Origin of the sequence: Parafrankia colletiae (assembly GCF_001854655.1) — a bacterium.
Taxonomy (GTDB): domain Bacteria; phylum Actinomycetota; class Actinomycetes; order Frankiales; family Frankiaceae; genus Parafrankia; species Parafrankia colletiae.
The window spans coordinates 124,293-149,299 of sequence record NZ_MBLM01000130.1 but is presented as its reverse complement, the minus strand read 5'-3'; the positions used below and the strand labels follow the sequence as shown (position 1 = coordinate 149,299).

Here is a 25,007-nt window from a genome sequence, read left to right as displayed (position 1 = left end):
TGCTTATATCGGGTATCCCGGCGTTCTGTTCTCTCACCGGGTGCCTTCGCTCAAAGTGCTGGCAGGTGGCCCGGATGGGGGGCGGACCCGGTCGTCGCGACGCTCATAAGACGCGAATCTGGCCGGTCAGAGCTGTTTCTGGGGGTGCTGGGGCCGTCGCGGGCCTTCATGCGGGAAGCGCATGGCCGGCCGATGGCCCGAAGGTGCCGGGCTGCGCGGGTGTTCTGGCAGCCGACGGCAGGTGCCGTGCCCCGGCCGGGCCTGAGCCCGCCCCCGGCGCTGTGCGCTGGCTGGCGCGGGCAGGTCAGGTGCGGTCGGGGCGGACTTCGCCGTCCCGGCGGACCTGACGCATCAGGCCCTCCTGGAGGCGGGCGAACTCCTCGATGTAGGGGCTCTCGACGCCCCCGGCGACACCGGTCTCCTTGCCGTTCTGCGAGCGGTCGAAGACCGGCTCGAAGCCGGCGAACTGACCTCCGCCCTGACCTGGCAGCCGCTCGTTCGGAGCGTCGAAGGCCGGGTAGTGCGAGCCCCCGGCGGGCGGGGGCGGCGGGGGCGGCGGCGGGGTGCCGCGCTCCGGCTGGCTGTCGTATCCGGGCGGGCCGTAGGCGGGAAGGTTGCCGGCGCCTGCGGGCGGCCGCTCGGAACCGTTGTCGAACGCGGGGTAGTGCGAGCCGTTGGATGACGGGCGCTCACCCGAGGTGTCGTAGCCGAAACCCCCCGCGGACGACGGGCTGCCGGGCGCGAGGGAAAGCGGTGCCGGGCCGCGCAGGCCGTCGCCGGGCCCGAGCTCCTGCTGGTCGCTGGCGAGGAAACCGTCCGATGCCGGGTAGATCCGGGCGGAGAGGCTGACCGACATCGGGTCGCTGCCGTACGTGATGACGTCGACCTGGTCCTCCGGGCCGATGCCACCGCTTCTCGCGAGATCGACGAACCGGAACAGGTCGGCCCAGCGCAGCCCTTCAAGGTCCACACTGATTCTCAGCGCCATTGGTTTGCCCCATCCCTCGGCTCGTGCGTGTCGACCGTTACCTGGCTTCCGACGCGGACGCTTGTGCTGGGTGCCGGGCATCCCCCCCGGCGCGCCTCCCGGCACCCGGCCGTGATGGGCCGGATGACGATGGGCGGCAGCTTATACCGCGTTGAGGTGTCAATCCCCATCAGGTCTGGTTGATATGCCGGTGTCCGTGGATGGGGCGGCCGTCGCAGTTTCGGCGGCTTCCGAGCCGCCAGCGGGGCAGGTGGATCTTCGCGACGGCACGTTTACCACTACGGGCGACGGCTGCTGTGGTTGCCGGACGGGTACGTGCCGGGGCAATCGGATGCATCCGGTCGGCGCCGGGGGTTCGGGCGAGTAGGGTCCGAGCCTGTGAGCGTAGTTTCCGGCGGTGTCAACGGTGTCGGGGGCGCGGCCGGCATCGACGTGGCGAGTGGCTCGTTGCCCATCCGGCTCCTGCACGACCGGGTGCTGGTGCAGCCGCGGGAGGATTCCGCGGACCGGCGTTCGAAGGCGGGCATCGTGATCCCCGCCACCGCGCAGATGGGTAAACGCCTGTCGTGGGCCGATGTGGTCGCCATCGGGACCGTGGTACGCACGGTCCAGGTGGGTGACCGGGTGCTCTATGACCCTGAGGACCGCGCCGAGGTCGAGCTGCACTCGACGACCTACATCCTGATGCGCGAACGCGACGTGCACGCTGTGGCGGCGGAACGGCTTGATGACGGGCTGACCGGGCTGTATCTCTGACCTCGCTGCCTGGTCATATTTCGGCATCTCCACGCGATCATCCTTTGATCTCCGGCTGATCCCTCCTCGGGTCGGCCCACGGCAGCCCCGCCGCCAGCCGCCGGCTGCTCGGTCATCCCTGGCCGCTGCCGTGCCCGGCCGGCTGCCGTGCCTGGYCGGYTGCCGTGCCTGGCCGGCTGCCGTGCCCGGCAACGGGCCTGCTGCTTTCGCCGCGCCGCCGCACCCACCGATGGGTGGCCCGCCTCGACCGGCCATCGTTCCTGGAACCGGCTGCTCCGAGCCCGCCCGTCCCGACAGGTACGGCCTTTCCCGGTGGGTGGTCGGTCGGTGCCGGAGCCGGATGTGGCGGGAGTGACACCGCGCCAGGGTGCCCCTGCTTGGTCTGGCGACTCTTCGGCCCGTATCCTTCGGGCGGCTTTGGAGATCCGTGTTCCGAACTGGTGGCCGTGGGTACCGGCTTCCGGCATGGGGAATGCGGACATCTGCCTGGCGCTCACTTCTCGGCCAGAGCCACTGCTTATTGTGATCAGCCGATGTCGTTCGGGTACCGTGCTCGCTCGATCCCGTTGTGGATCGACGTCGGTGTCGACAGGCCGCGGTCTGTGAGGACAAGGGAAAGGTAAGGAGAGGCATGGCTCGTGACTTCGACGCTCGGCGCAGCACGGATGTCGAGGAGGACGAGCTCCAGGAACAGAGCCTGGAGACGCTGAAAGCTCAACGTGCTGGTGCGGCGGCCGATCTCGGCGACGACATGGACGCGCTGGAGGCCGAGCTCGACCTCCCGGACGCCGAGGTCCGGGACGAGGAGCTCGCGTTGCGGGTGCTGCCGCGCCAGGCGGACGAGTTCACCTRCACGAGTTGCTTCCTGGTGCAGCACCGGAGCCAGCTCGCCGACACCCGCCGGACCAGGTGCGCCGACTGCGCAGCCTGACCGGCCTGACCGTTTTTCTGGCCTGACCGTTCTGTCTGGCCTGGCAGCTGTGGGCGCGCGCCGGTTCGGCGGGCGCCGGTTCGGTGGCGACGGATCGGACGGTTCCGGGAGAGAACGCGCCTGTGAGGTGCTTCCGGAACCGTCCACGTCCGTCGTGATCTCCACCGTGTCCTCGCTGCGCCGCCGGGCCGACACCACGTCCCGTGGTTGCCGAAAGCACAGAGTGCCTGTACCACTACCCTTGGCATCGTGAGCCGGGGGTGATCACGTCGTGGGTGCGCAGGGATCGGTCGGCCGTCCGGACGGTCCGGATTCCGTCGTTCCCGGGCACGGTCCGGGCACGGCCCGGGACCTGCTGCCGTGGCCGTACCTGCCACGCACGGCGGCGTCGGCATCCGAACTGCCTGTCCTCGGCACCAGGCTCGTCCCGCCACGGCCGGTCGTCCCCTCCATCTCGCGCGGGCGGCTGCTGGACAGGCTGGACACGGCGGTCGGTGGCCCGCTGACCTGCGTCTGCGCGCCCGCCGGAACCGGCAAGACGATGCTGCTCGCCGACTGGGCCAGATCCGGGCGGTCGCGGCACCCCGTGGTCTGGCTTCGCGTTGATCCCGCCCTCGGATCCCTCGGATCCCCGCGTGCGCGTCAGGCAGCCGGCCGGGTCCTGGGGGCGCAGGAAACGCAGGGCACGCCCGGGCTTTCCGCGTCGTCCTCCGTTCCCCACCGGTCTGCGCCGTCCGTCTCGCTCTGGGCGCAGATCCTGCGCGCACTGTGTCGAGACGCCGCGCTGCCCGCCGGCGATCAGCTGGCCCGGCTGGCGGCGGGGTCCGCCGGGTCCGCCGGCAGCTGCCCCGAGCGTTTCCGGCGCGAACTCGTCAACCACCTCGCCGAGATGCCCGCCCCCGCGGTGCTGATCCTGGATGACGCCCACCTGATCCGCGACCCAGACGATCTTGCTGTGCTGGAGCTGCTGGCCGGCGAGGGGGACGGACGCCTGCGGCTGGTCCTGGCCGGACGGACACCCGTGTTGCGCGCTCACCGCCTCCGCGCCGAGGGTCGGCTCACCGAGTTCGGCCCGTCCGACCTGGCTTTCACCGCGCAGGAGGCGGCCCAGCTGCTCGCCGCGCACGGCCTCCCAGCCACCGACCGGCTGGCGACGGCCCTGTGGCGGCAGACCGAGGGGTGGGCGGTCGGTCTGCGCCTCGCTGCCGCCGGCGCGGTGGAACGCGCGAGGTCCGCCGACGGTGTGCGGCCCGTCAGCATGCCTCGAGATGGCTGGCGGGCGGGCGATGTTGACGAGGTCGGCGAAGCGGGGCTGGCCGGCGCGGCGGACAGCGTTCCCGCGGAGCTTGATCCCTCCTGGGGTCCTCAGGCGGCCATTGCCGAGTACCTGCACGCCGAGGTCCTGGCGAGCTACCCGGAGCCGACCCGCCGATTCCTGCTCCGGACCAGTGTCCTGGAACGGATCAGCGGTCCGCTTGCGGCCGCGGTCGCTGCGATCGACATCGCGCCGGATGGCGTCGCGCCGGATGGCGTCGCGCCGGACGGAATCGCGTCGGACGGAATCGGGGCGGTCGGGCCGGTCTGGCGGCCGGGGGCGGCGCGGGCCCGGCGCGGAGCCGTCCATCTGCTGCGCGACTTCGCGCGAACCGGTGGCTTTCTCGTTCCGCTCGACCGGTTTCGGTCGGGCGGCTATCCGGCCGGAACCGCCGCGGGCGCTGAAGCCGCCGATCCGCTGCCGGACTGGTACCGGTACAACCGGTTGCTGGGCATGATCCTGCGTGGGCTGCTCCAGCGGGATCCGGATGAGGATCCCCGCGAGCTCAACCTGCGCGCAGCGCTGTGGTTCGCGGCGAACGACAGCACCTCCGACGCGGCCCGGCACGCACTGCGGGCCGGGGACTGGTGGTACCTCGCCTGCCTGCTGGTCGACGGCTCCGCTCTGATGGACATCCTGTTCGGACGGGCGTCCGAACTCGGCGTGCTCGTGGCGGCGCTGCCGGCCGGGGCAGCGGGGCTGTCACCCGAATGCGACCTCGTCCTGGCCGTGGCCCACCTGCGGTCAGGACAGCTGGAGGCCGGGTCGGCGAGCCTGCTGTCAGCCCGCGCCCGACTGCCTGCGGTCCTGTCCGGGCCGGGTGCCTCCCGGCGGCGCACGCTTGTGGAGCGGATCGACCTGGTTGAGATCTACCGTGCCGAGCTTGCCGGGCAGCCGACCGAGATGATCACCGCGTCCCGGCGGCTGCTGCGCTCCAGTGCCACCAGCGCTTCCAGGTCATCCGGCAGGCCCGAGGCATCCGGCCAGTCGAGCCTGCCGGTTCCGGCGGGCGCACCCGGCGGGTCCGACGGGTCCGACGGTTCCGGATCCGGCGCGTCCGGCGCGGCGGATCAGCCCGCCGAGACCAGGAAGAACCCGCCTCGCCCCGGACGTCCCGCGGATGAGCGTGCACGGGCGGTGGCGCTGTGCGCGCGCGGCCGGGGCGAGCTGTGGCTCGGTCGTCTCTCCACCGCCGCCGGGTTCCTGCAGGAGGGGGCCGTCGCCGCCCGGCGGGCTGGGCTCACCGGTGTGGAGACGTCCTGCCTCGGCGCCCTTGCTCTGCAGTACGCCCTGCGTGGCCGGCTGCGGCAGGCGGAGAGCGTGCTGAGCCTGGTGCTCGGCGACGCCGACCCCGCCAGCGACCACCACGCGCCCGACGCGGGGCCGGCCGCGGCCGCGCCCGGGCTCGCCGAGGCGCGGTTGGCCGCCGCGATGGTGTGGCTGCAACGGGTCGAGCTCGTCGAGGCCGACCGGTGCCTGGGTGCGGCCCGTCGGTCGCTGACCGTTGCCAGTCCGGTGTTCCTGGTCGAGCTCGTCACAGTCTGCGACACCCGGCTGCGGCTGTTGCGGGGAGCCCCCGACGATGTGCGCGCAGCCAGACGCATGCTCGCAGTCGGCAGGCCCGGCCCGATGCCGCCGTTGTGCGCCGCTGCCCGCCGGGCCGCGGAGGCGGACCTGCTTGTCGCCGCCGGGACTCCGGAAGCCGCGCGGCGCCTGCTGCTGCGCGACAGCGAACGTGCAGCGGACCCGCAGATGCAGCTCGCGCTCGCGCGCTCGGCGCTGGCCTGCGGCGACGTGCCGGCTGCGGAGGAGACGCTCGCCCCCCTGCTGCGTGCCGACGACGGCGGCGCGGGCCTGGTCGCGGCCTGCGTGCTCGGCGCGGTCGCCGCCGCCCGGCGCAATGATCACGCCCGGGCCGGCGGGCTGCTCGCGCGGGCCGTTGCGCTCGCCGCCGACGAGGGAATGGTGGCCCCGTTCACCGAGGCCGGCGAGGAGCTGCTGGACCTGATGGCCGCCCACCCCGAGCTGACCGACGGCCACCCCGCCTTCGTGGCGGCCCTGGACCGGTCCGCGGCGCCGCGCCTGGCTGCCTCACTGCTGGCGGTCACGCCGCGGGCTGCCGTACCGGGTCCCCTGGCGTCGCCGCCGGATCCGTCGAACGGGCTGCGCCCGACGGGCCTGCCCCGGCCGGCAACGGGTTCCGGCCTCGCGACGAGGGGCCACGGGAACTCCGGTGGCCGAACCGTGCCCGGCGCGGGTGCCGAGGTGATCGTCCCCGCTCCGACCAGACCGCCGGCAGATCGGGCCGGCGAGGCCACACCGGGACGCTGGCCGCCGTCCGCACCGGCAGCCGGCCCCCGCGCTGCCACCCCGGCACCCGCCGCCGGCGGAGCCCGGTTCGCCAGCGGGGCGCCGGGTGCCGCCGGCTCGCGTGCCGCCGCCCCGGCACCCGGCTTCGGAACGGGCCCCGGGGCAGGGAACAGACCGGAGGTCATCGGCAGACCGGAGGAGACCCGAGCGGGAGCGGGAGGTGGGAGCCCCCTCGTACTGCCGGGCGGTCTGGGCACCGAGCCCGCGGAGCGGCTCAGTGAACGTGAGCTGGCCGTGCTCAGCTACCTGCCGACCATGCTGACGACCGCGGAGATCGCGGCGGAGATGTACGTCTCGGTCAACACGGTCAAGACGCACCTCAAGAGCATCTACCGCAAGCTGGATGTCGCCCGGCGCCGCGACGCGGTCCACCGCGCCCGGGCGCTGCACCTGCTGTGAGCGCTGCACCTGCTGTGGGCGCTGCACCTGCTGTGGGCCCAGCCACCTCGGCGGTCGGGCCCCGTTCAGCGACCGGAGCCATGCGTGGGCGGGCGTACCTCGTCCGGCCAGCCGGCCTCGTCGAGCTGCCAGCTCGCCCGCGGCGGCAGCCAGGGTGGGCTGTCGTCCGCCGGGCCGGCCTGGTCCTGGGTGGGCCAGGGCCGCGGGGCACCTTCGGGCTGGTCGCACAGGCTGCCGCCATGGCTGGTGGTGTACGGAATCCCGAGGTCGGCGGCCTCATTCCAGCCTTGCTGGACGTCCGGACGGGGACCCCGCCCCGGGGGTGGCTGATTGTCCTCGAAACGAATTCCGGCAGCCCGGGCTGGCATGTCCCACGCTGATTGCGCGGCGGGCCAGAAGCGCTCCGCCGAGCCATCTTCCGAGGGGCGCCACAGGGGAAGCCGGGAGGAAAGAGGAAGCGTCCTCGCGACCGGGCGGGTCCGGAGCCGGCCGGCGCGGACTGCGCGGGCGGCCTGGACGGCCAGCGTGGCGCCGCCGGTGGCCATGATGATCGATCCGAGTATCTGCAGGTCGACGCCGCTCAACCGGTAGGACAACGCATAGCGGAGAGTTGCTCCGGCGGCGATGAGAAAGATCGAGAAGCCGGTCGTCACGCGCCTCACCTCGTATCGGCGTGCCCACGGAGGCCGCCAGAGTGGTGATCCGCTGCGAGTAGCGAGATACGTACGGTGAGAAAGCTACCCTCCGTGCCGATCGACTACACGCCGGTGGTCGAAGGTGGAGGTGGTGGTCGGACCGGGCCAATTCGAGGGCCGTTGGCGGCACCTTTGGGGGGCGGAGTCCTGTCGTTGTCGTTACGGACCGCGTCTAGGGGGTCACGCACAACGGCGCTGCGAAGGTAAATCGCGGTTGAACTGAGGTTCATTAGTCACATAAGCCAGTCAGGCTTATCAGGCGCCAGAAAGTAGGTGTTGCAGGGTGGCATCTGGGTAGCCGCGGCCCTAGGCTTGCCGAACATGTCCAACTTGGCCGGAAATACGCCGGCTGATTCGCGACTACCGGCCAGTGACCTGGTGTCGGTCTGCCCCCGGAGGCATGTGTGACTGACCGAATGCTCAGCAACCCCGATGGTAGCCCCAGCGCCCACCCGGCCAGYGGCCGGCTTGCCGTGACGATGGACACATCGGCGGGGGTTTCYCGACCGTCCGGCGTGCCGGCACCCCATCGGGCTCCCACCGCGCGGCACACCCCCATCGCGGCGACCTCCGCGGTGGGCCACCCCGCCTCGCGTACCCGTCCCGGTGCGGTCGCGGCTGGACTGCCGGGCCGAGCAGCTGTCCCCGCGCGGGGGCCGCAGGTGCCCCGCGACCTCGCCCTGGGCGCGGCGGAACTGCGCGGCGTCCTGCGCGTCGTCGAGGACTGTGAGCGCGCCGCGTCGCTGCCCGCGTTCCGCGAGGCCGCGCTTGACGGCATGGCACGCCACCTCGGCTACCGCCATTCCGCCTTCTTCCTCGGATCGTCGCCGCAGGCGACCTTCCAGGACGCCCGCCCCACCGGCCGCGGCCTCGCGCTGCGCATGGCCGGGCCGTTCCTGGAGCGGTACCGCAGCCTCGAGGTCTTCAACGACCCGGAGAGCCTGCGGTTGATGTGGGAGCGCGGGCTCGTCACGCTGGACGAGATCGGCGTGCCCGACCGCCCCGAGGTACGACTGCGGCTCGAGCGCTTCCTGCGGGCCCACGGAATCCACGCGAAGCTGCTCATCCGGCTGGCCGGGAACAGCGGCGTCGGCGCTGTGGTCTCGCTGCTCGACCCCCGCCCCGGTGCGTTCGGCCCACGGGACCGGGCCGTCGGCGCGGTGCTCGCCCGCCACCTCGGCAACCTGCTGCGCTTCTACATCCGGGTCAACCCGGGACCGGCCGTGACGGCCAAGCTCTCCGCCCGCGAGCGGGACGTCGTCCGCCTCGTCGCGGAAGGCCAGTCGAACCGGCAGGTAGCGGAAGCACTCTGCATCAGCATCGACACGGTCAAGCACCACCTGACCCACGCGCTGGTGGCCACGGGCTGCTCGAACCGCACCCAGCTCGCCCTCGCCTGGCAGCGCGAGATGGGCTCCATGCCGGCACCCGGGCTTCCCCGACTGTAGGCCAGGTCGGCGGTGCCTGTCCGGCACCGGCCGCCCATCCCGACATCTCTGGATACTCCCAGCACCATCCGCGCATGAACGCCAGCTCAGCAAGCGCCTGACCCGCGCACCCCGCGGCGGCGCCGCCCGGACGAGAGCGTCCGACGGCGCGGCCCGGATAGCACCGCCCGGCCAGCCCCTCCTGGCCGGCCCGGCCGGCACCGCCGGCTGGAACGGGGTCGGACCTGCCCATGTCCGGCCCTCGCCGACGGCGCAGCTATCGGCCGCGCCCCGGCAGGTCCGCCCGGACCGCGTCCTCGCATGCCCCCGCGCGACGCGTCCGAGGCCGACCGTGCGACGACATGCCCCTGGGGGCCGTGACCGCGACCGGGCCATGCCCGCCTGCCTGCCCGTCCACCCGGACCGGTCACGCGCTTCGCCGGACTCCGTCGCCTGTACCCGTGTTCCCGGAACCCGGTCTTCCCTGAACCCGGTCTTCCCGGAACCGCGTTCGTCCCGCCGGGCCTGCACCGCCGCGCAGGCCCGGCACGGCGCGCCCCCGAGCGCCCGGCTCGGCGCCCGGCCAGGGGAACCGGCGGGACGGCGGAACCAGCAGGATTGGTCGTCCGTTGGGGACTTCTGTAGTTCTCCCACCGCCGGGATGCGCCGGGACCGCTGGCTGCACCCGTCCCTGCCGCTCCTGCCCCACCGGCGGCGGGCTGCCGGGCCGCCAGGTCGGCAACATGCGGTCGGCTGTGACCTCCTGACCCTGCCCGACTCGCTGGCCGAGCGGCTGATCGGCCCGTGCGCCGCAGCTGGCGGCACTATGGCCGCCATCGTGCGAACGTCGCTGGCGGCGCGCGAAGCACGACCGCCGGGTTGTCGCAACGGTGGCTTCCGGCCCTGCCCCGAGCCATCGCGCGGGCCCGTGTCCGGCTTCGCCGCTGGCCGCCTGGCGATGGTGCCGAACTTCGCCCCGTGAACCGGGTGGGCGTCCACTGGGCGTCCGTTGGTGGGCTGCCGGCCGCGGCCGGTCTCTAGTCACTTCGGGTGGTCTCCCGGTCGCGGCCGTTGGTGCCGTGCTGACCGATCAGCGCGAATGATCCCGCGCCGGCACTCTCGGAACCCGTGTGGTCACGTGGTCGCAATGCGACTTGAACAGCGTATTTATCAATCCAGTGTGAGGGTTGGGAGCGACATCAGCGAAAAGTCCGGCGCCTGTGCTTGCGACGCTGCCCGCGAAGTGACTAGGTTGAAAGGGCCATAGCGCCACGTGTACGGAGGGCAGAAGAGACGAGTCCGCTGACAGCGCGTCCGCCGGTCCAGGGCCGGCATCGGTGCGTTGTTCCGGCAGGGACCGGAGGAACACCTGGATGAATGTCATGTCGGGGGGGAACAGTGCGATCGGCCATCGCGCGTCAGGGACCCGGCGGAAAAAAGGTGCATGGGTTTTTCCGGGCAGGTTTCACTGCCTGCCTTCCGTGCCCGGACAGCGCCAGGTATCAGCCCGCGTAAACATGAGAAATCAGCCGGCAGAGCGGATTTGTAGGGCCTGCCGGCGTGGTGTCGCTGATGCCACCTCGCGATTCGCGAGCGATGACAACATGGGCAATGGAAGCAACAACCCCGGCATTGGCCGCGCAGCGCAGGGTGGGCCTCGGCCCAGCTGCACGGGCATCCCGGCAGTCTGCGGCGATGGGACCGGCCGGGACGCCCGGCCTGCCTCTGATGTCGTCATGGCCTGTGACGGTCAGGGCCCTGACCAGGTAGATCACAGCGCTGTTTCGCGGTGGCACCTACGTGTGGAGACCCGGTTGGGGCCGGCTAGGATTTCGCGCACGCTCGCTGACTCAGGTGACCCGATCGGACCGGACCACCGTCACAGTGACCGAATCGCCGCCAGCGGCGCGGCGCCTGTCCGGGCACCCGCTGCTGTCCCCGACTGGGAGTTGCACCTGTTCGAACTGGCGCCGCCCGCCCACGTCCGGTTCCGGGACGCCGACTGCTTCGGCCCCGTGCTGACAGCAACCGACCCCGGCCGTCTCCGTCTTCGGCGGGGCCAGGCCAGGAGGAGCAACCGATGAGCAGCGCAGCGAGCGCGCACCCCCGGACCGAGCCCGACGACCAGGGCGAACGGGATCTGGTCGTCGTCATCAGCCCGTTCGGGGAGCCGGCGCCGCACCTGGTCGCGGCGGTCGGGCATGCCGGCGGCACGGGAATCCTCGATCTCGGCCTGGACCCGGCCCGCGGCCGCGAGGCACTGACCGCCGCGGCTGCCTGGTCGCCGGTGCCGTTCGGAGTACGGGTGGCCGAGGGCTGCCCGCTCGAGCTGGCGGAGCTGCCAGCGTGCGTCGACACCGTGGTCCTCGGGGTCGACGCGCCGTGGGGAGTGGCCGCGGTGGCCGCCGCGGGCCGGCGGGTGCTCGTCGAGGTGCTCTCGGTCCCGGCAGCGCGCCAGGCGCTCGACGACGGCGCGGACGGCCTGATCGCCCGTGGTAACGAGGCCGGCGGACGGGTCGGCGACCTCACGACATTCACTCTGCTCCAGTACCTGATCGCTGCGAAGTCGACACGGCGGGACGGAACAGTTGCCCCCGTGTGGGCTGCAGGTGGGATAGGCCCGGCGACCGCGGCGGCGGCTGTCGCCGGCGGCGCGGCCGGCGTCGTCCTCGACTCGCAGCTGGCTCTGGTACGGGAGGTGGAACTGCCCGCCGAGGTCGCGAAGGCCGTCCGCGCGATGGACGGCAGCGAGACCGCGCTGATCGACGGCCACCGTGTCTACGTGCGGCCCGACCTGCCCGTGGCCGGCCTGGTGGGCTGGGCGTCCGCGTCCGTGTCCGCCATCCCGAGCGGGACGGCCGGAACCGGCGCGGTAACCGACGCTGGGGGGGCAGCGGACGAACCGGAGGCGGACTACCGTGACACCGGTGGCGAGCGGRCATCGGACGGCGCCCTGAGCGTCTCCGCCGCCCTGAGCGCCCCCACCGACCCCACGGCCCCCGTCGCCCTGCGGCTGGGCGGGCGGGACCTGCGGGAACAGCTGCTGCCGGTCGGGCAGGACGGCGCGTTCGCCGCCGGTCTCGCCGATCGCCACCACACGGCGAGCGCGGTCGTGCGGGCCGTACGGGAGTCGATCCGTTCCTCGCTCGCGTCAGCGGCCCGGCACCGGCCGCTCGCCCCGGGCTCGGCGTTCGCCGCCGCCCGCGGGCTGCGTCACGCCGTCGCGCAGGGGCCGATGACCAGGGTCAGCGACAGGGCACGGTTCGCGCTCTCGGTGGCCCGCGAGGGTGGACTGCCGTTCCTGGCCCTCGCTCTGATGAGCGGCAAGGAGACGCGAGCGCTCCTGGAGGAGACCGCCGCACTGCTCGGCGACCTGCCCTGGGGCGTGGGGATTCTCGGCTTCGCACCGCCGGAGACGCGGGCCGCCCAGCTGGACGCGGTCTACGCGGTCCGGCCGCCGTGCGCGCTGATCGCCGGTGGCCGACCGGCGCAGTCGGCGCCGTTGGAGGCGGTCGGGATCGACACCTTCCTGCATGTCCCGTCCCCGGGCCTGCTGGACCGGTTCCTCGCCGACGGGGCGCGCAAGTTCGTCTTCGAGGGCCGCGAGTGCGGCGGCCACGTCGGGCCGCGGGCGAGCTTCCCGCTCTGGGAGGCGCAGATCGCCGGTCTGCTGGAGTTCGCCCGGCGCGGGGACGACGGGCCGGAGTCGCTGCGGGACCTGGACGTCCTGTTCGCCGGCGGGATCCACGACCCGGCCTCGGCCGCGATGGTCGCGGCGGCGGCGGCACCGCTGGTCGACCGCGGTGCGCGGATCGGCGTGCTCATGGGCACCGCCTACCTGTTCACCGACGAGGCGGTCACCGACGGTGCGATCATGCCGGGCTTCCAGAACGCGGCGATCACCGCGTCCCGCACGGTGCTGCTCGAGACCTCGCCGGGGCACGCCACACGGTGCGTGGAGTCCGCCTACGTGCATGACTTCCTCCGCCGGCGGGACGAGCTGGCCGCGGCCGGCGTCCCGCGTAAGGAGATGTGGGCCGAGCTGGAGCAGCTGAACCTCGGCCGGCTGCGCATCGCCAGCCGGGGCGTGCGGCGGGAGGGCGCCCAGCTGGTCACGGTCGGGCCCGACGAGCAGGCCGCCGAGGGCATGTTCATGATCGGTCAGGTCGCCGGCCTGCGTTCGGCGCGGACGTCGATCGCCCGCCTGCACACCGAGGTCACCCAGGACGCGACAGCCCACCTGGCCGCCCGGGCGAGTGAGTTCGTCGGGGCAGCCGTTCCGGGTCCGGCCGGGCCCGCCACGGCTACGTCGGCCACGGCCACAGGCCCCGTGGTTCGTTCGAGTGCTGACGACGTCGCTGACGGTGGTGCTGACGGCGACCGGCTGGCGCGCGCCGCCCGTTCCGTCGCGGCGGTGCGTGAATCCGCCCGTCCGCTCGATATCGCGATCATCGGAATGTCAGCCGTGTTTCCGCAGGCCGCCGATGACAAGGACTACTGGGCCAACGTGGTCGCCGGGGTCGATGCGATAACGGAGGTCTCGCCCGAACGCTGGAACGCGGATTTCTTCTACGACTCCGACTCCGTGGTGAAGGACGCCGGGCGGCGTACRCCATCAAAATGGGGCGGCTTCCTGCCGCAGATTCCGTTCGACGCCCTTGCCTATGGAATTCCGCCTCGTTCGCTCCGCAGTATCGATCCGGGTCAGCTTCTCGCTCTTGAAGCGGCGTCCCGGGCACTTCGTGACGCCGGATACGAGGACCGCCCGTTTGACCGGAAGCGTTCCTCGGTGGTGTTCGGCGCGGAGTCCGGATCGGACCTCTCCACCGCCTATGGATTCCGTTCGGCGTATCGCTCCTGGGTCGGTGAGCTCACCGCGGAGCTGGAGGAGATCCTGCCTGATCTCGACGAGGATTCCTTCCCCGGGCTGCTGGCGAACGTCATCGCCGGCCGGGTGGCCAACCGCCTTGATCTCGGCGGTCTGAACTTCACCGTGGACGCAGCCTGCGCCTCCTCCCTGGCCGCGCTGGACGCCGCCTGCAAGGAGCTTTCGGCCGGCTCGTCCGACCTCGTCCTGTGCGGCGGGGTGGACACGCATTCAAGCGTGCATGACTTCCTGCTTTTCGCCTCGGTGCACGCGCTGTCCCCGGGCGGGCGGTGCCGCAGCTTCGCCGCGGGTGCGGACGGCACCAGCCTCGGTGAGGGCGTCGCGGTGGTCGTCCTCAAGCGGCTCGCGGACGCCCAGCGTGACGGTGACCGGATCCGGGCCGTGATCCGCGCGGTCGCCGGCTCGTCCGACGGCCGGGCCCTCGGGCTGACCGCCCCGCGCAAGGCCGGGCAGGTGATCGCACTGGAGCGCGCCTACTCGTCGGCGGGGATCTCGCCGTCCGAGGTGGGGGTGCTGGAGGCGCACGCCACCGGCACCGTCGTCGGCGACCGGACGGAGCTCGCCACCCTCACCGAGGTGTTCAAGGAGCACGGCGCCGGAGCCGGCCAGTGCGCCGTCGGCTCGGTGAAGTCCCAGATCGGCCACACCAAGTGCGCCGCGGGGCTTGCCGGTCTGGTCAAGGTGGCACGCGCGGTGGAGACGGGCATCCGTCCGCCGACCCTGCACGTCGACCGGCCCAACCCGTACTGGGACCGGTCGGACAGCCCGTTCTACTTCGACGACCGGGCCCGGCCCTGGGTGGCGCCCGCCGGAGCCCGGCACGCCGGCCTGTCCGCCTTCGGCTTCGGCGGGACCAACTTCCACGTCGTCGTCTCCGCCTACGACAAGGCACCGGAGCCGGCTCACGGCCTGGACCGCTGGCCGGCCGAGCTGTTCCTGGTGCGGGGCCGAGACCGGGAGACCGCGCTGCGCCGCCTGGACCGTCTGGACGCGCTCGCCCGCGCCAACGACGGCGCGGGACGTCCCTACCAGCTGCGCGACCTGGCCCGTACCGTGTGCGAGGAGGCCGGGGGACCGGTCCAGATCGCCTTCGTCGCGGACGACCTGGACGCCCTGCCGGGCGCGATCACCCAGGCCAGGGAGCCCCTTTCGGCCCCGCGGGCAGGCGTGTTCGTCCGCGGGGGTGACGACGGTGCCACGGTGGCCGCCGGCATCGCGCCGGGTCCCGGCACCGGGGCCGGGGCGGTACCCGGCGGTGACGGTACGGCGGGGAGCCTGGCCTTCGTCTTCCCGGGGCAGGGGAGCCAGCGGCCGGGCATGCTCGCGGATCTCTTCGTGGCCTTTCCGCGGCTTCGCTCGCTGCTGGAGCTCGCCCCGGACGTGGCCGCGACCATGTTCCCGCCGGCCGCCTTCACCGATGACGAACGTGCCGCGCAGACCGCCGCGCTGACCGACACCCGGGCTGCCCAGCCCGCGCTGGGGCTGGCCGCGTTGGCCGTCTTCGAGCTGCTGGCAGGGCTGCGGATCCGCCCTGATCATGTCGCGGGGCACTCCTACGGCGAGCTGGCGGCGCTCAGCGCCGCGGGCGTCATCGACCGGGAGGCACTCGTCCGGCTCAGCCGGGCCCGCGCGGACGCGATTCTCGCGGCGGCCGGTGACGACCCCGGCACGATGGCGGCGGTGTCCGCGACAGCGGACCAGATCCGGGCCGCGCTCGGGGAGCCTGCCGCCGACGGCACCATCGCCGGCGTGGCACTCGCCAACCAGAACGCACCCCGGCAGACCGTGATCTCCGGGCCGTCCGCCGCCGTCGACGCGGCGGTGGAGCGGCTGAAGGCAGCCGGCCTGTCGTCCCGGCGGATCCCGGTCGCCTGCGCCTTCCACAGCCCGGTCGTCGCCGGCGCCGCGCACACGCTCGCCGCCGAGCTCGACGGGACGACTCTCGCGACGAACGTCATCCCGGTGTGGTCCAACACCCTGGCGGCCCCCTACCCGGGGACGCTGGCGGAGATCCGCGCGGTGCTCGCCGGCCAGGTCGCGGCGCCGGTCCGCTTCGTGGAGCAGATCGAGGCCATGTACGCCGCCGGCGTCCGTGTCTTCGTCGAGGCCGGGCCGGGCCGGGTGCTGGCACAGCTCATCGGTAAGATTCTCGCCGGCCGGCCGCACCGGGTGGTCGTCACCGACGCGCCGGCCGAGAACGGCCTGCGGCGCCTGCTGCTCGCCGTGGCCGAGCTCGCCGCGGCCGGCGTGGATGTCGACCCGTCCCCCCTGTTCACCGGGCGGGACACCCGTCCCGCAGCGGCCGAGCGCATGCCGCGCCGGCCCGGCTGGCTTCTCGACGGTGCCTACGTGCGGACCAGCGACGGCCGTCAGCTGCCCGGCGGCCTGCTGCCGGCGCGGCGGATCGTCCCGGCCGCGCCGGTCACCGCCACCCCGGCGGTCCTGGCCGGTAGGGCGGCGACCGTGGAGGCGGCGGGTACAGCGGCCGCCGTGGCCGCAGCGGCCGTCGGAGATCCGGCGGCTGTGACGAACACCGTTGCGCAGCCTGGCGCCCGCGGTGGGACGGACAGCGGCGCCCCCGCCGCACACCGACACGATCTTCTCGAATGGCCGGGTACGGGGCTCGGTGAATCGGTGGGAGGTTCTGCAGTGGTCGATCTTCGGACCGTCAACGGGAACGGCGTCRCTCACCCGGCGGCAGGCCCGAGCCCGAACGGAGCCCGGGCCGCTGTCCCACCTGGCACCGTCCCGGCCGACTCCGCCTCGGCTCCTGACGCCCCGGCTGCTGGTGCACCGGCCGCTGCGGCACCTGTCGCTCCAGCACCAGGCCCGGCCGACGGCCTGGTGCTGGAGTTCCTGCGGACGGGCCGCGAGCTCGTGGCCGCCCAGCGGGACGTCCTGCTCACCTACCTGAACGCTGGTCGGCCCGTGCCGGCCAGTACTGCCCCGGCTGCCGCGCCGGCCCAGCTCCCGCTCGGTACCTCGCGGGCCTGGCCGGAGCCGAACGGCCACCTGTCCGGCACGGCGGCGCAGGACCAGGCCTTCGCCCCCGCCCCACGCCACGCCGACTTCGGCGCGGCCGCCGTCATGTCGCCCCCACCGGCGCCTGTCCCAGCGGCGGGCGGGCCCGCGACGAGCGGGCTACCGGCCGACGCTCCGGAGGCGGAYGTCTCCGCCAACGGCACCGGTGCCCTGCACGCCTCCCCGACTGTCGTGGTCGCGGCCCCGGCCCCGACCCCGGCGGCACAGCCGGTTGCCGGGTCGGTGGTCCGTGGGATGGGTGAGGTCACGGATGCCGTGGTCGGGGTGATCGCGGATCTGACGGGTTATCCGGTGGAGATGCTGGAGCCTGATCTGGATCTTGAGGCTGATCTGTCGATTGATTCGATCAAGCGGACGGAGATCCTCGGGGAGCTTGCCGGGCGGGTGGGTCTGCCGGGTGCGGGCGGCGGGGCGTCCGAGCTGGATGAGTCGGTGGTCGAGGAACTGGCGGCGGTGAAGACGGTGCGGGGGATCGCGACCTGGATCGTCGAGCGCACCTCCCCGGGCGGCTCCGCCGTGGCCTCGTCGCCGGTCACCGGCCCGGTCGCGGAGGCAGTGACGGCGGGCATGCCGGCCGGTGTCGCGGGCGCGGTCGTGGTCGCGGCCCCGGCCCCGACCCCGGCGGCACAGCCGGTTGCCGGGTCGGTGGTCCGTGGGATGGGTGAGGTCACGGATGCCGTGGTCGGGGTGATCGCGGATCTGACGGGTTATCCGGTGGAGATGCTGGAGCCTGATCTGGATCTTGAGGCTGATCTGTCGATTGATTCGATCAAGCGGACGGAGATCCTCGGGGAGCTTGCCGGGCGGGTGGGTCTGCCGGGTGCGGGCGGCGGGGCGTCCGAGCTGGATGAGTCGGTGGTCGAGGAACTGGCGGCGGTGAAGACGGTGCGGGGGATCGCGACCTGGATCGTCGAGCACAGCTCCCAGAGCGCGCCCGACGACGGTTCCGGCGGTGGTTCCGCCGGTGGCCGTGGCGGGGGAGCCGGGGGCGGGTCCGGCCCGGCTCCTCGGCCCGGGTCGTACGACCTGCCGGAGCAGGGCACCGGCGGTGGCCGGGTTCCCGCGGATGCCGGGTCCCGTGTCCTGGTCCCGGCGGGAGCGTCCGCATCCGCCACGGCGGTGCTGCCGACGGCGCACCTTCCCGAGCCCTCCGTAGGGCCGGCGCCGAGCATCGGGCGGGCCGGCACTGCTGTGCTGGACAGCCCCCGGACCCGGAATGCGGCCACCGCGGTCCAGGCCCCGTCGGCGCCGGAGAGCTGGGGCGTGCTGTCCACTCCGCGCGGTGCGACGGACCCGACCTTCGCGGCCCGCGCCGGTGCGGTGCCGGCTGCCAGCGTCGTGCCGGCTGCTGACGCCGTGCCGGCCGTCGCAGCCGTGGGCGCCGTGGGCGCTTTGGGCCCGCAGTCCCGGGTCCCGCTGCGCCGGTTCGTGGTGGACCACGTCGAGCTGCCCGCGCTGCCGTCCTGGGACGAACTGGTCGCGGCGGGCACGGCGGTGTCGCTGGCCGCCGCGCGGTTCACCGTGGTCGAGGGTGGGCTCGGTATCGGCCTGGCGCTGTCGACGCTGTTGGAGCAGGCCGGAGCCCACGTCCGCATCGTGTCGGCCGACAGCGTGGAGCTCGATCCCGTTCTCGGATCGGACGCCTGCGCCGACGGGCTGTTCTGGGTCGCCTCGGCGGAAGGGGTGGCGGGCCCGGGTGCCGGCCTGCCGGCCGCCTTCGCGCCCCTGCGCGCCGCCGCGCTCGCCGGCGCCCGGCGTCTGGTCGTCGTGACCGGGCTGGGTGGTGACCTCGGCCGCGGTGCCGAGGCGGTGGACACGACACCGGCCGGCGGGTCGGCGGCCGTCGGGATGGCGGGGCTGGTGCGGACGCTGGCCCAGGAGCTCCCCGCCACCCGGGTGCGGCTGGTCGACGTCCATCCCAAGGCCGCGCCGCGACGGATCGCCGAGCGGCTGCTGGCGGAGATGTTCGATGCGGCGGCGCCGGTCGTCGTCGGCTACCGGGACGACAGCAGGATCACGCCGACGCTGCGCCCGGCGGACCTCGCCCCGTCGGGCCCGCCGGCCGCGGGCCCGACGGGGCTGGATGCCTCGGGTGTCGTGCTGCTCACCGGCGGCGCGCGCGGGATCACCGCACGGACGGCGCTGGCGCTGGCGCGGGCCACGGGCTGCGCGGTCGAGCTGATCGGGCGCACCCCCGTCCCGGACGGGCCGGAGGGTCCCGAGACCGCCGGTGCGGCTGACCCGCCGGCGTTGCGCCGGGCCCTGATCGCCTCCGGTGTGCGCCGCCCGGCGGAGATCGAGAAGCGTGTCGCGCGGATCCTGGCCGAGCGGGAGATCCGCGCGAACCTGGCCGCGCTGGGCGAGGCGGCGGCCTCGGTGCGCTACCACGCGGTCGACGTGCGGGACGGTGCCGCCCTCGCCGCGGTGGTCGCCGAGGTGTACGAGCGGCACGGCCGGCTGGACGGTGTCGTGCATGGCGCCGGCATCCTCGAGGACCGTCTGCTGCGGAACAAGACGACGGAGTCCTTCGACCGGGTGTTCCGGACGAAGGTGGACGGAGCGCGCGCGTTGCTCGGCGCGCTGCGGCCCGATGTGGGCTTCGCGGTCCTCTTCGGTAGCGTCGCCGGGGTCTTCGGCAACCGCGGCCAGGTCGACTACGCGGCGGCCAACGACGCGCTCGACGTGTTCGCCCACAGTCTGGCGACCCGGCGCACCGGCCGCGTGGTCAGCGTCGACTGGGGACCCTGGGGTGACTCCGGCACCGAGGCGGGTCGAGGCATGGTCTCCGAGGAACTGGCGCGGGAGTACGCCCGGCGCGGCATCGGCCTGATCGACCCGGACGAGGGGGTCACCGCGCTGCTACGCGAGCTGCGCGAGCCGGTCCCGGGCGCGCCCGCCCAGGTGGTCTACATGTGCGCCGATGCCGAGTCGTTCGATGGCTGAACCGATGGCCCAGGAGATCGCCGTCGTCGGGATGTCGGCGCTGTTCCCGGGTGCCGGCGACCTGGACACCTACTGGCGCAACATCGCCGGCGGCGTCGACGCGATCCGGGACGTCCCGCCCGGGCGCTGGGATCTCGACGAGTACTTCGCCGCCGAGCCCGCCCGCGCCGAGCGGCGGCCCGACGGGGCGGGCTTCTACTGCCGCCGCGGTGGCTTCGTCGACGACCTCGCCACCTTCGACCCGGCCCGGTTCGGAATCGTCCCGGTCTCGGTCGACTGGGCCGAGCCCGACCAGCTCCTCGCGCTGCGGCTCGCGGCCGAGGCGATGGACGACGCCGGTGGGCCGGAGGCCCTCGGTGACCGCGGGCGGGTCGGCGTCGTCGTCGGCCGTGGTGGCTACGTCGGCCCCGGGGTCGCCCGGCTGGAACAGCGGGTCAGGACGTCCCACCAGCTGGCGACCACGCTGCGCGAGGTTCTGCCCGGGGTCCCGGACACCGCCGTGGACCAGGTCGTCGACGCCTTCCTGGCGAAGCTCGGGCCGCAGCGGCCGGAGGCGTCCATCGGCCTGGTACCCAACCTGGCCGCGTCGCGGATCGCGAACCGCCTCGACCTGCACGGCCCGGCGTACACGATCGACGCGGCCTGTGCCTCATCCCTGATCGCCGTGGAGACGGCGATGCGGGAACTGGCGAGCGGTCGGGCCGGCGCCATGATCGTCGGCGGCGTCCACATCGTGCACGAGGTCTCCTTCTGGAGCCTGTTCACGCTGCTGCGCGCGCTCTCGCCGACCCAGCGGATCCGGCCGTTCGACCGCCGGGCCGACGGCATCCTGATGGGTGAGGGCGTCGGCATGATCGTGCTGCGCCGTCTCGCGGACGCCCGCGCCAACGGCGACCGGGTCTACGCGGTGCTGCGCGGCGCCAGCTCGTCCAGCGACGGGCGCACCGCGAGCCTGATGGCGCCGGCCTCGTCCGGGCAGATCCTCGCCATCGAGCGGGCCTGGGCGGACGCCGGCCTCGACCCGGCCGCCCCCGGTGCGGTGGGGCTGATCGAGGCGCACGGCACCGCGACACCGGCCGGCGACGGCGCGGAGCTCGCCACGCTGACGAAGGTCTTCGGCGACGACGTCGACAACGGGCGGGTCGGCCTCGGCTCGGTGAAGTCGATGATCGGGCACGCGATGCCCGCCGCCGGCATGGCGGGTCTGATCAAGGCCGCGCTGGCGCTGCACCACCGGACCCTGCCGCCGACGCTGCACTGCGACGAGCCGCACCCGCTGTTCGAGGGCAGCCGGTTCGCCCCCGTGCGGGAGGCGACGCCCTGGGAGCGGGCGGGTGCCGTCCCGCGGCGGGCCGGGGTGAACGCCTTCGGCTTCGGCGGGGTGAACGCCCACGTCGTCCTGGAGGAGTGCGCCGACGCCGATCGGGTTGGCGCTGTCGACCCCTTCGGTGCTGGCACCGCTGCCGGTGCCCGTGTCGGCACCGCTGCCGGTGCCGGTGCTGCCACCGCCGCCATTCCTGGCGCGGGTGTGGCCGACCCCACTGCCGAGCGGGTGCTGCTGTTCGCGGGCGCGTCCGCGGCGGACATCGTCGCCCAGCTCGCGGTGCCGGACGCCGAGCTGCTCGAGCGCGACGACGCGGCGACGGCGCCCGGCGGCGGACCGGTCCGGCTGGCGCTGGTGGCCCCCACCGCGCGCCGGCTCGCGCTGGCCCGCACGGTGGCGGCCCGCGGCACGCCGTGGCGGGGCCGGAACGACCTCTGGTTCGTCCCGGCGCCCCTGCTCGACCGCCGGGACGACGACACGGTGCCGCGGCTGGCCTTCCTGTTCTGCGGGCTGGAGGACAAGTTCTCCCCGCGGATCGACGACATCTGCGACCACTTCGGGCTGCCCCGGCCGGAACTGGGTGACACCACCGACCTGGGCCATCACGGCGTGGCGAGCGTGCAGGTCGGTCGTGTCCTCGACGTTGCCCTGCGCCGACTCGGCGTGACGCCCGACGTGGTCGCCGGGCACAGCGTGGGCGAGTGGAACGCGATGCTCGCCGCCGGCCTGATCGACGAGGAGTACGCGGACGGGTTCATCCGGGCCTTCGACCCGTCCTCGATCGAGGTGCCGGGCGTCGTGTTCGGCGCGCTCGGCTGCGGCGCGGACGTCGCCGCCGAGGTCATCGCCGATCTGACGGACGTCGTGATCTCGCACGACAACTGCCCGCACCAGTCGATCATCTGCGGGCGGGTGGAGAGCATCGAGACCGCCCTGGCGCGGCTGCGGGCGCGTGGGGTGATCGGGCAGGCTCTGCCGTTCCGCTCCGGCTTCCACTCTCCGTTCCTGCGTCCGCATCTGGACCGGCTGCGGGACGGGCTCTACAACACCCCGCTCGGCAGTGCCCGGGTCCCGGTGTGGTCGGCTACCACGGTGGCTCCGTATCCGTCCGGGCATGCCGAGATCCGGGAGCTGACCGTCCGRCACCTGCTGGAGCCGGTGCGCTTCCGGGAGCTGGCACGAGCCCTGCACGACGCGGGCGTCCGGGTGTTCGTCCAGATCGGGATGGGCAGCGTCGCCGGCTTCGTCGACGACACCCTGAGCGGGGCGGGCGACGAGCACGCCTCACTGGTCACCAACATCACCAAACGGTCGGGGCTGGACCAGCTGCGCCGGGTCGCGGTCGCGCTGTGGGCCGAGGGCGCCGCGCCGCGGATGGACCTCCTGCCCTGCCGCACCCGCCCCGACGTCGCCGCTCCGGCGGCCCGGCCCGGCAGGGTGGGGCGGCCCGATCGGGCGGTGCGCCTGCGCCTCGGCACCCCGCTGGTCCGGCTCGGCCCCGACGCCCCCGACCTGTCCGCCGCGCTGCGGCCCCGTCCCGGCGTGGACGTGGCCTCAGCTCCGGTGCCCGCGGCGGTTCCGGCGTCCGCGGTGCCGGCGTCCACGCCGGTGCCGGCGGGAGCGCGGCGGACCGGGCCGGACGGCCGCACCACGGTGCGCCGCGAGCTCTCCCTGGCGACCATGCCCGAGGTCATCGACCACTGCTTCTACCGGCAGCCGCCGGGCTGGTCCGACGCATCCGACCTCTTCCCCGTCGTGCCCCTGACCGGCGTCCTCGAGATGATGATGGCCGAGGCGTCGGCGCTGCGCCCCGGCCTGGTGATCACCGAGGTCCGGGACGTCCGCGCGACCCGCTGGCTGGCGATCGAGCCGCCGGTACAGGTTGACATCACCTGCACGCCGCTCGGCCCGGACGAGATCCGGGTGGACGTCGTCGGCTACACCCGGGCGACCGTCGTCTTCGCCGCGGCCCACCCGGCACCGCCGGAGACCACGGACGTGTCCACCGGCCTCGTCCCGTGTCCGGGAACCGCCGGGCAGGTGGTGATCCCCGGGGAGTCCACGGCACCGCACACCGGCCGGGCGATCTACGACGACCGGCTCCTGTTCCACGGGCCCGGCTACCAGGGCGTCGAGTCGGTCGACGGGATGGCGCCGACCGGGCTGCGCGGCTGGCTGYGGGTCACCGAGGCCAGCGGGGCGCTGCTGGACAACGCCGGTCAGCTCTTCGGCTACTGGGGCATGCAGTACCTTCCGTCGGACTGGCTGCTCTTCCCCGCGTCGGTCGCCTCGATCCGCTTCTTCGGCCCGCCACCGCGGACGGGAGCGCGGCTGTCGTACCTGGGCCGCATCCGCGACGTCACCGAGCGCACCGCGACGGCGGACATGGAGCTGCGCGACGAGGCCGGCCGGCTGTGGGCGCACCTGAGTGGCTGGACCGACCGGCGTTTCACCGAGGACGACGTCCTGTGGTCGATGGCGCTGGCACCGCAGGTCAACACGCAGGGCCGGTCCACGGCGGACGGCTGGGTCGTCGTGACCGAGCACTGGCGGGACCCGGCGTCACGCGAGCTGTCACTGCGCCACTACCTGGACGCCGCCGAGCGCGAGCGCCTGGCCCGCCTGAACCCGCTGGCCGCCCGCTCGTGGCTGCTCGGGCGGATCGCCGGCAAGGACGCCGTGCGGCGGCACTGGTGGGCGGGTGGCGCCGGTGAGCTGTGGCCGATCGAGGTCGGCCTGGCGGACGTGGCGTCGGGGAGCCCGGTCGTCGACCGGGTGCCAGGCCGGCCCGGCCTGTCGGCGCTGCGCCCGCCCGCGGTGAGCGTCGCGCACCGCCCGGAGATCGCCGTGGCTCTCGTCGAGGACACACCCGGCGGTATCGGGATCGGCCTGGACCGGGTCCAGCGGCGGGAGCGGGACGCGGAGGCGGCCGTCCTCACCGTGGCCGAGCTGCGGCTGCTCGACGAGCTGGCCGGCGGCGATCCGGACAGCCGCGCCGTGTGGTTCGCTCGCTTCACCGCGGCAAAACAGGCGGCGGCGCGGGCGGAGGCGCAGGCAGTGCCGGCGGGAGCGCCGGCAGGGATGACGGCGGCCGCGGCGTCGGAAGCGGACGGGTCCGGACCAGCGGGCGATCCCCGGCGGTTCGTGGTCGGCCGGCCGGTGCAGGGCGGCGAGCCCGTGCCCGCCGCGGTGACCCGTGGGCCGGGCGGCGCCGCGGTCCAGCCCGTCGGCGACCCGGGCGCGAGCCCCGGTCTGCCGGCTCCGCTGCTGCTCCCCGTCGCCGTGGCAGCCTTGGCGGGCGGCGGGCCGGACCCCGTGCCGGACGGCGGTCAGCCGGACGGCGGTCGGACGGACACCCCCACGGGACGTCCGTCCGGGCCGGCCCGGGAATGCTGGGTGGCCCTGCGCACCATGGACACCACCGGCAGGCCCCGGCCCGAGCCGGAGCCTGCCGACCGGCTGGCCGCGGCCGCCGGCGGCTATCTCGGAAACTATGTCGTGGCCTGGACCTCACCACGGACCGGACCTGTCAGCGCAACCCATCAGATCAAGGAGCAGACGCTGCGATGACCATCGACCAGTCGACCGCCACCGTGAGCGTGGACCCGACCGACCGCGCGGCCAGAGTGCTCTCCGAGGTGGCGGCGATCCTGCGCGACGTGATCGGCGAGGAGTACATCGTCGACATGTCGATCGAGATGGACACCTCGTTCAACGAGGATCTCGAGCTGGAGAGCATCGAGTTCGTCACCTTCGCCGACCGGCTCCGGGAGACCTACGGCGAGCATGTCGACTTCGTCGGCTTCCTCGCGGACATGGACGTCGACCAGGTGATCAACATGAAGGTCGGCCAGGTCGTCGCGTTCATCGTCGACAGCCTGGACGGCGCCCCCCAGGTGGCCGCGCGGTAGCGCGCCGCCACGGACCAA

9 protein-coding genes are annotated in these 25,007 nt (G+C 73.8%); 7 read left to right on the top strand and 2 right to left on the bottom strand.

What is annotated here, in order from left to right:
- Positions 1-304: 304 nt before the first annotated feature.
- Complete coding sequence (locus CC117_RS21210) at positions 305-988, bottom strand: hypothetical protein (protein WP_071086824.1); 684 nt, start codon at positions 986-988, stop codon at positions 305-307.
- 378 nt (positions 989-1,366) lie between these two features.
- Between CC117_RS21210 and CC117_RS21205 the strand changes: the two genes are divergently transcribed.
- The 3 genes from CC117_RS21205 (at position 1,367) to CC117_RS21195 (ending at position 6,759) form a co-directional block, all read left to right on the top strand.
- Complete coding sequence (locus CC117_RS21205) at positions 1,367-1,744, top strand: GroES family chaperonin (RefSeq protein ID WP_071086822.1); 378 nt, start codon at positions 1,367-1,369, stop codon at positions 1,742-1,744.
- 631 nt (positions 1,745-2,375) lie between these two features.
- On the top strand, positions 2,376-2,675 hold the full coding sequence (locus CC117_RS21200; protein ID WP_071086819.1) for a DUF4193 family protein: 300 nt from the start codon (positions 2,376-2,378) through the stop codon (positions 2,673-2,675).
- A gap of 271 nt (positions 2,676-2,946) precedes the next feature.
- Positions 2,947-6,759, top strand: coding sequence for a helix-turn-helix transcriptional regulator (locus tag CC117_RS21195; RefSeq protein ID WP_071086817.1), 3,813 nt, complete (start codon positions 2,947-2,949; stop codon positions 6,757-6,759).
- 65 nt (positions 6,760-6,824) lie between these two features.
- Here the strand turns inward: CC117_RS21195 and CC117_RS21190 are convergent, their stop codons facing one another.
- Positions 6,825-7,412, bottom strand: coding sequence for a hypothetical protein (locus tag CC117_RS21190; RefSeq protein ID WP_071086815.1), 588 nt, complete (start codon positions 7,410-7,412; stop codon positions 6,825-6,827).
- 557 nt (positions 7,413-7,969) lie between these two features.
- On the opposite strand from CC117_RS21190, the gene CC117_RS21185 reads away from it, so the two are divergent.
- From CC117_RS21185 to CC117_RS21165, 4 genes are all read left to right on the top strand, one after another.
- Positions 7,970-8,902 (top strand): helix-turn-helix transcriptional regulator, encoded by a 933-nt coding sequence (locus CC117_RS21185; RefSeq protein WP_407673563.1) that lies wholly within the window; start codon positions 7,970-7,972, stop codon positions 8,900-8,902.
- A 2,059-nt stretch (positions 8,903-10,961) separates the two neighbouring features.
- Positions 10,962-19,754, top strand: a complete 8,793-nt coding sequence (locus tag CC117_RS21175) for a type I polyketide synthase (protein ID WP_071086809.1) — start codon at positions 10,962-10,964, stop codon at positions 19,752-19,754.
- On the top strand, positions 19,747-24,648 hold the full coding sequence (locus CC117_RS21170; RefSeq protein WP_071086807.1) for a type I polyketide synthase: 4,902 nt from the start codon (positions 19,747-19,749) through the stop codon (positions 24,646-24,648). Before CC117_RS21175 ends, CC117_RS21170 begins: the two co-directional genes overlap by 8 nt.
- A complete protein-coding gene (locus CC117_RS21165) occupies positions 24,645-24,989 on the top strand; it encodes a phosphopantetheine-binding protein (RefSeq protein WP_071086806.1) in 345 nt (114 codons plus the stop codon). Before CC117_RS21170 ends, CC117_RS21165 begins: the two co-directional genes overlap by 4 nt.
- Positions 24,990-25,007: the final 18 nt, after the last annotated feature.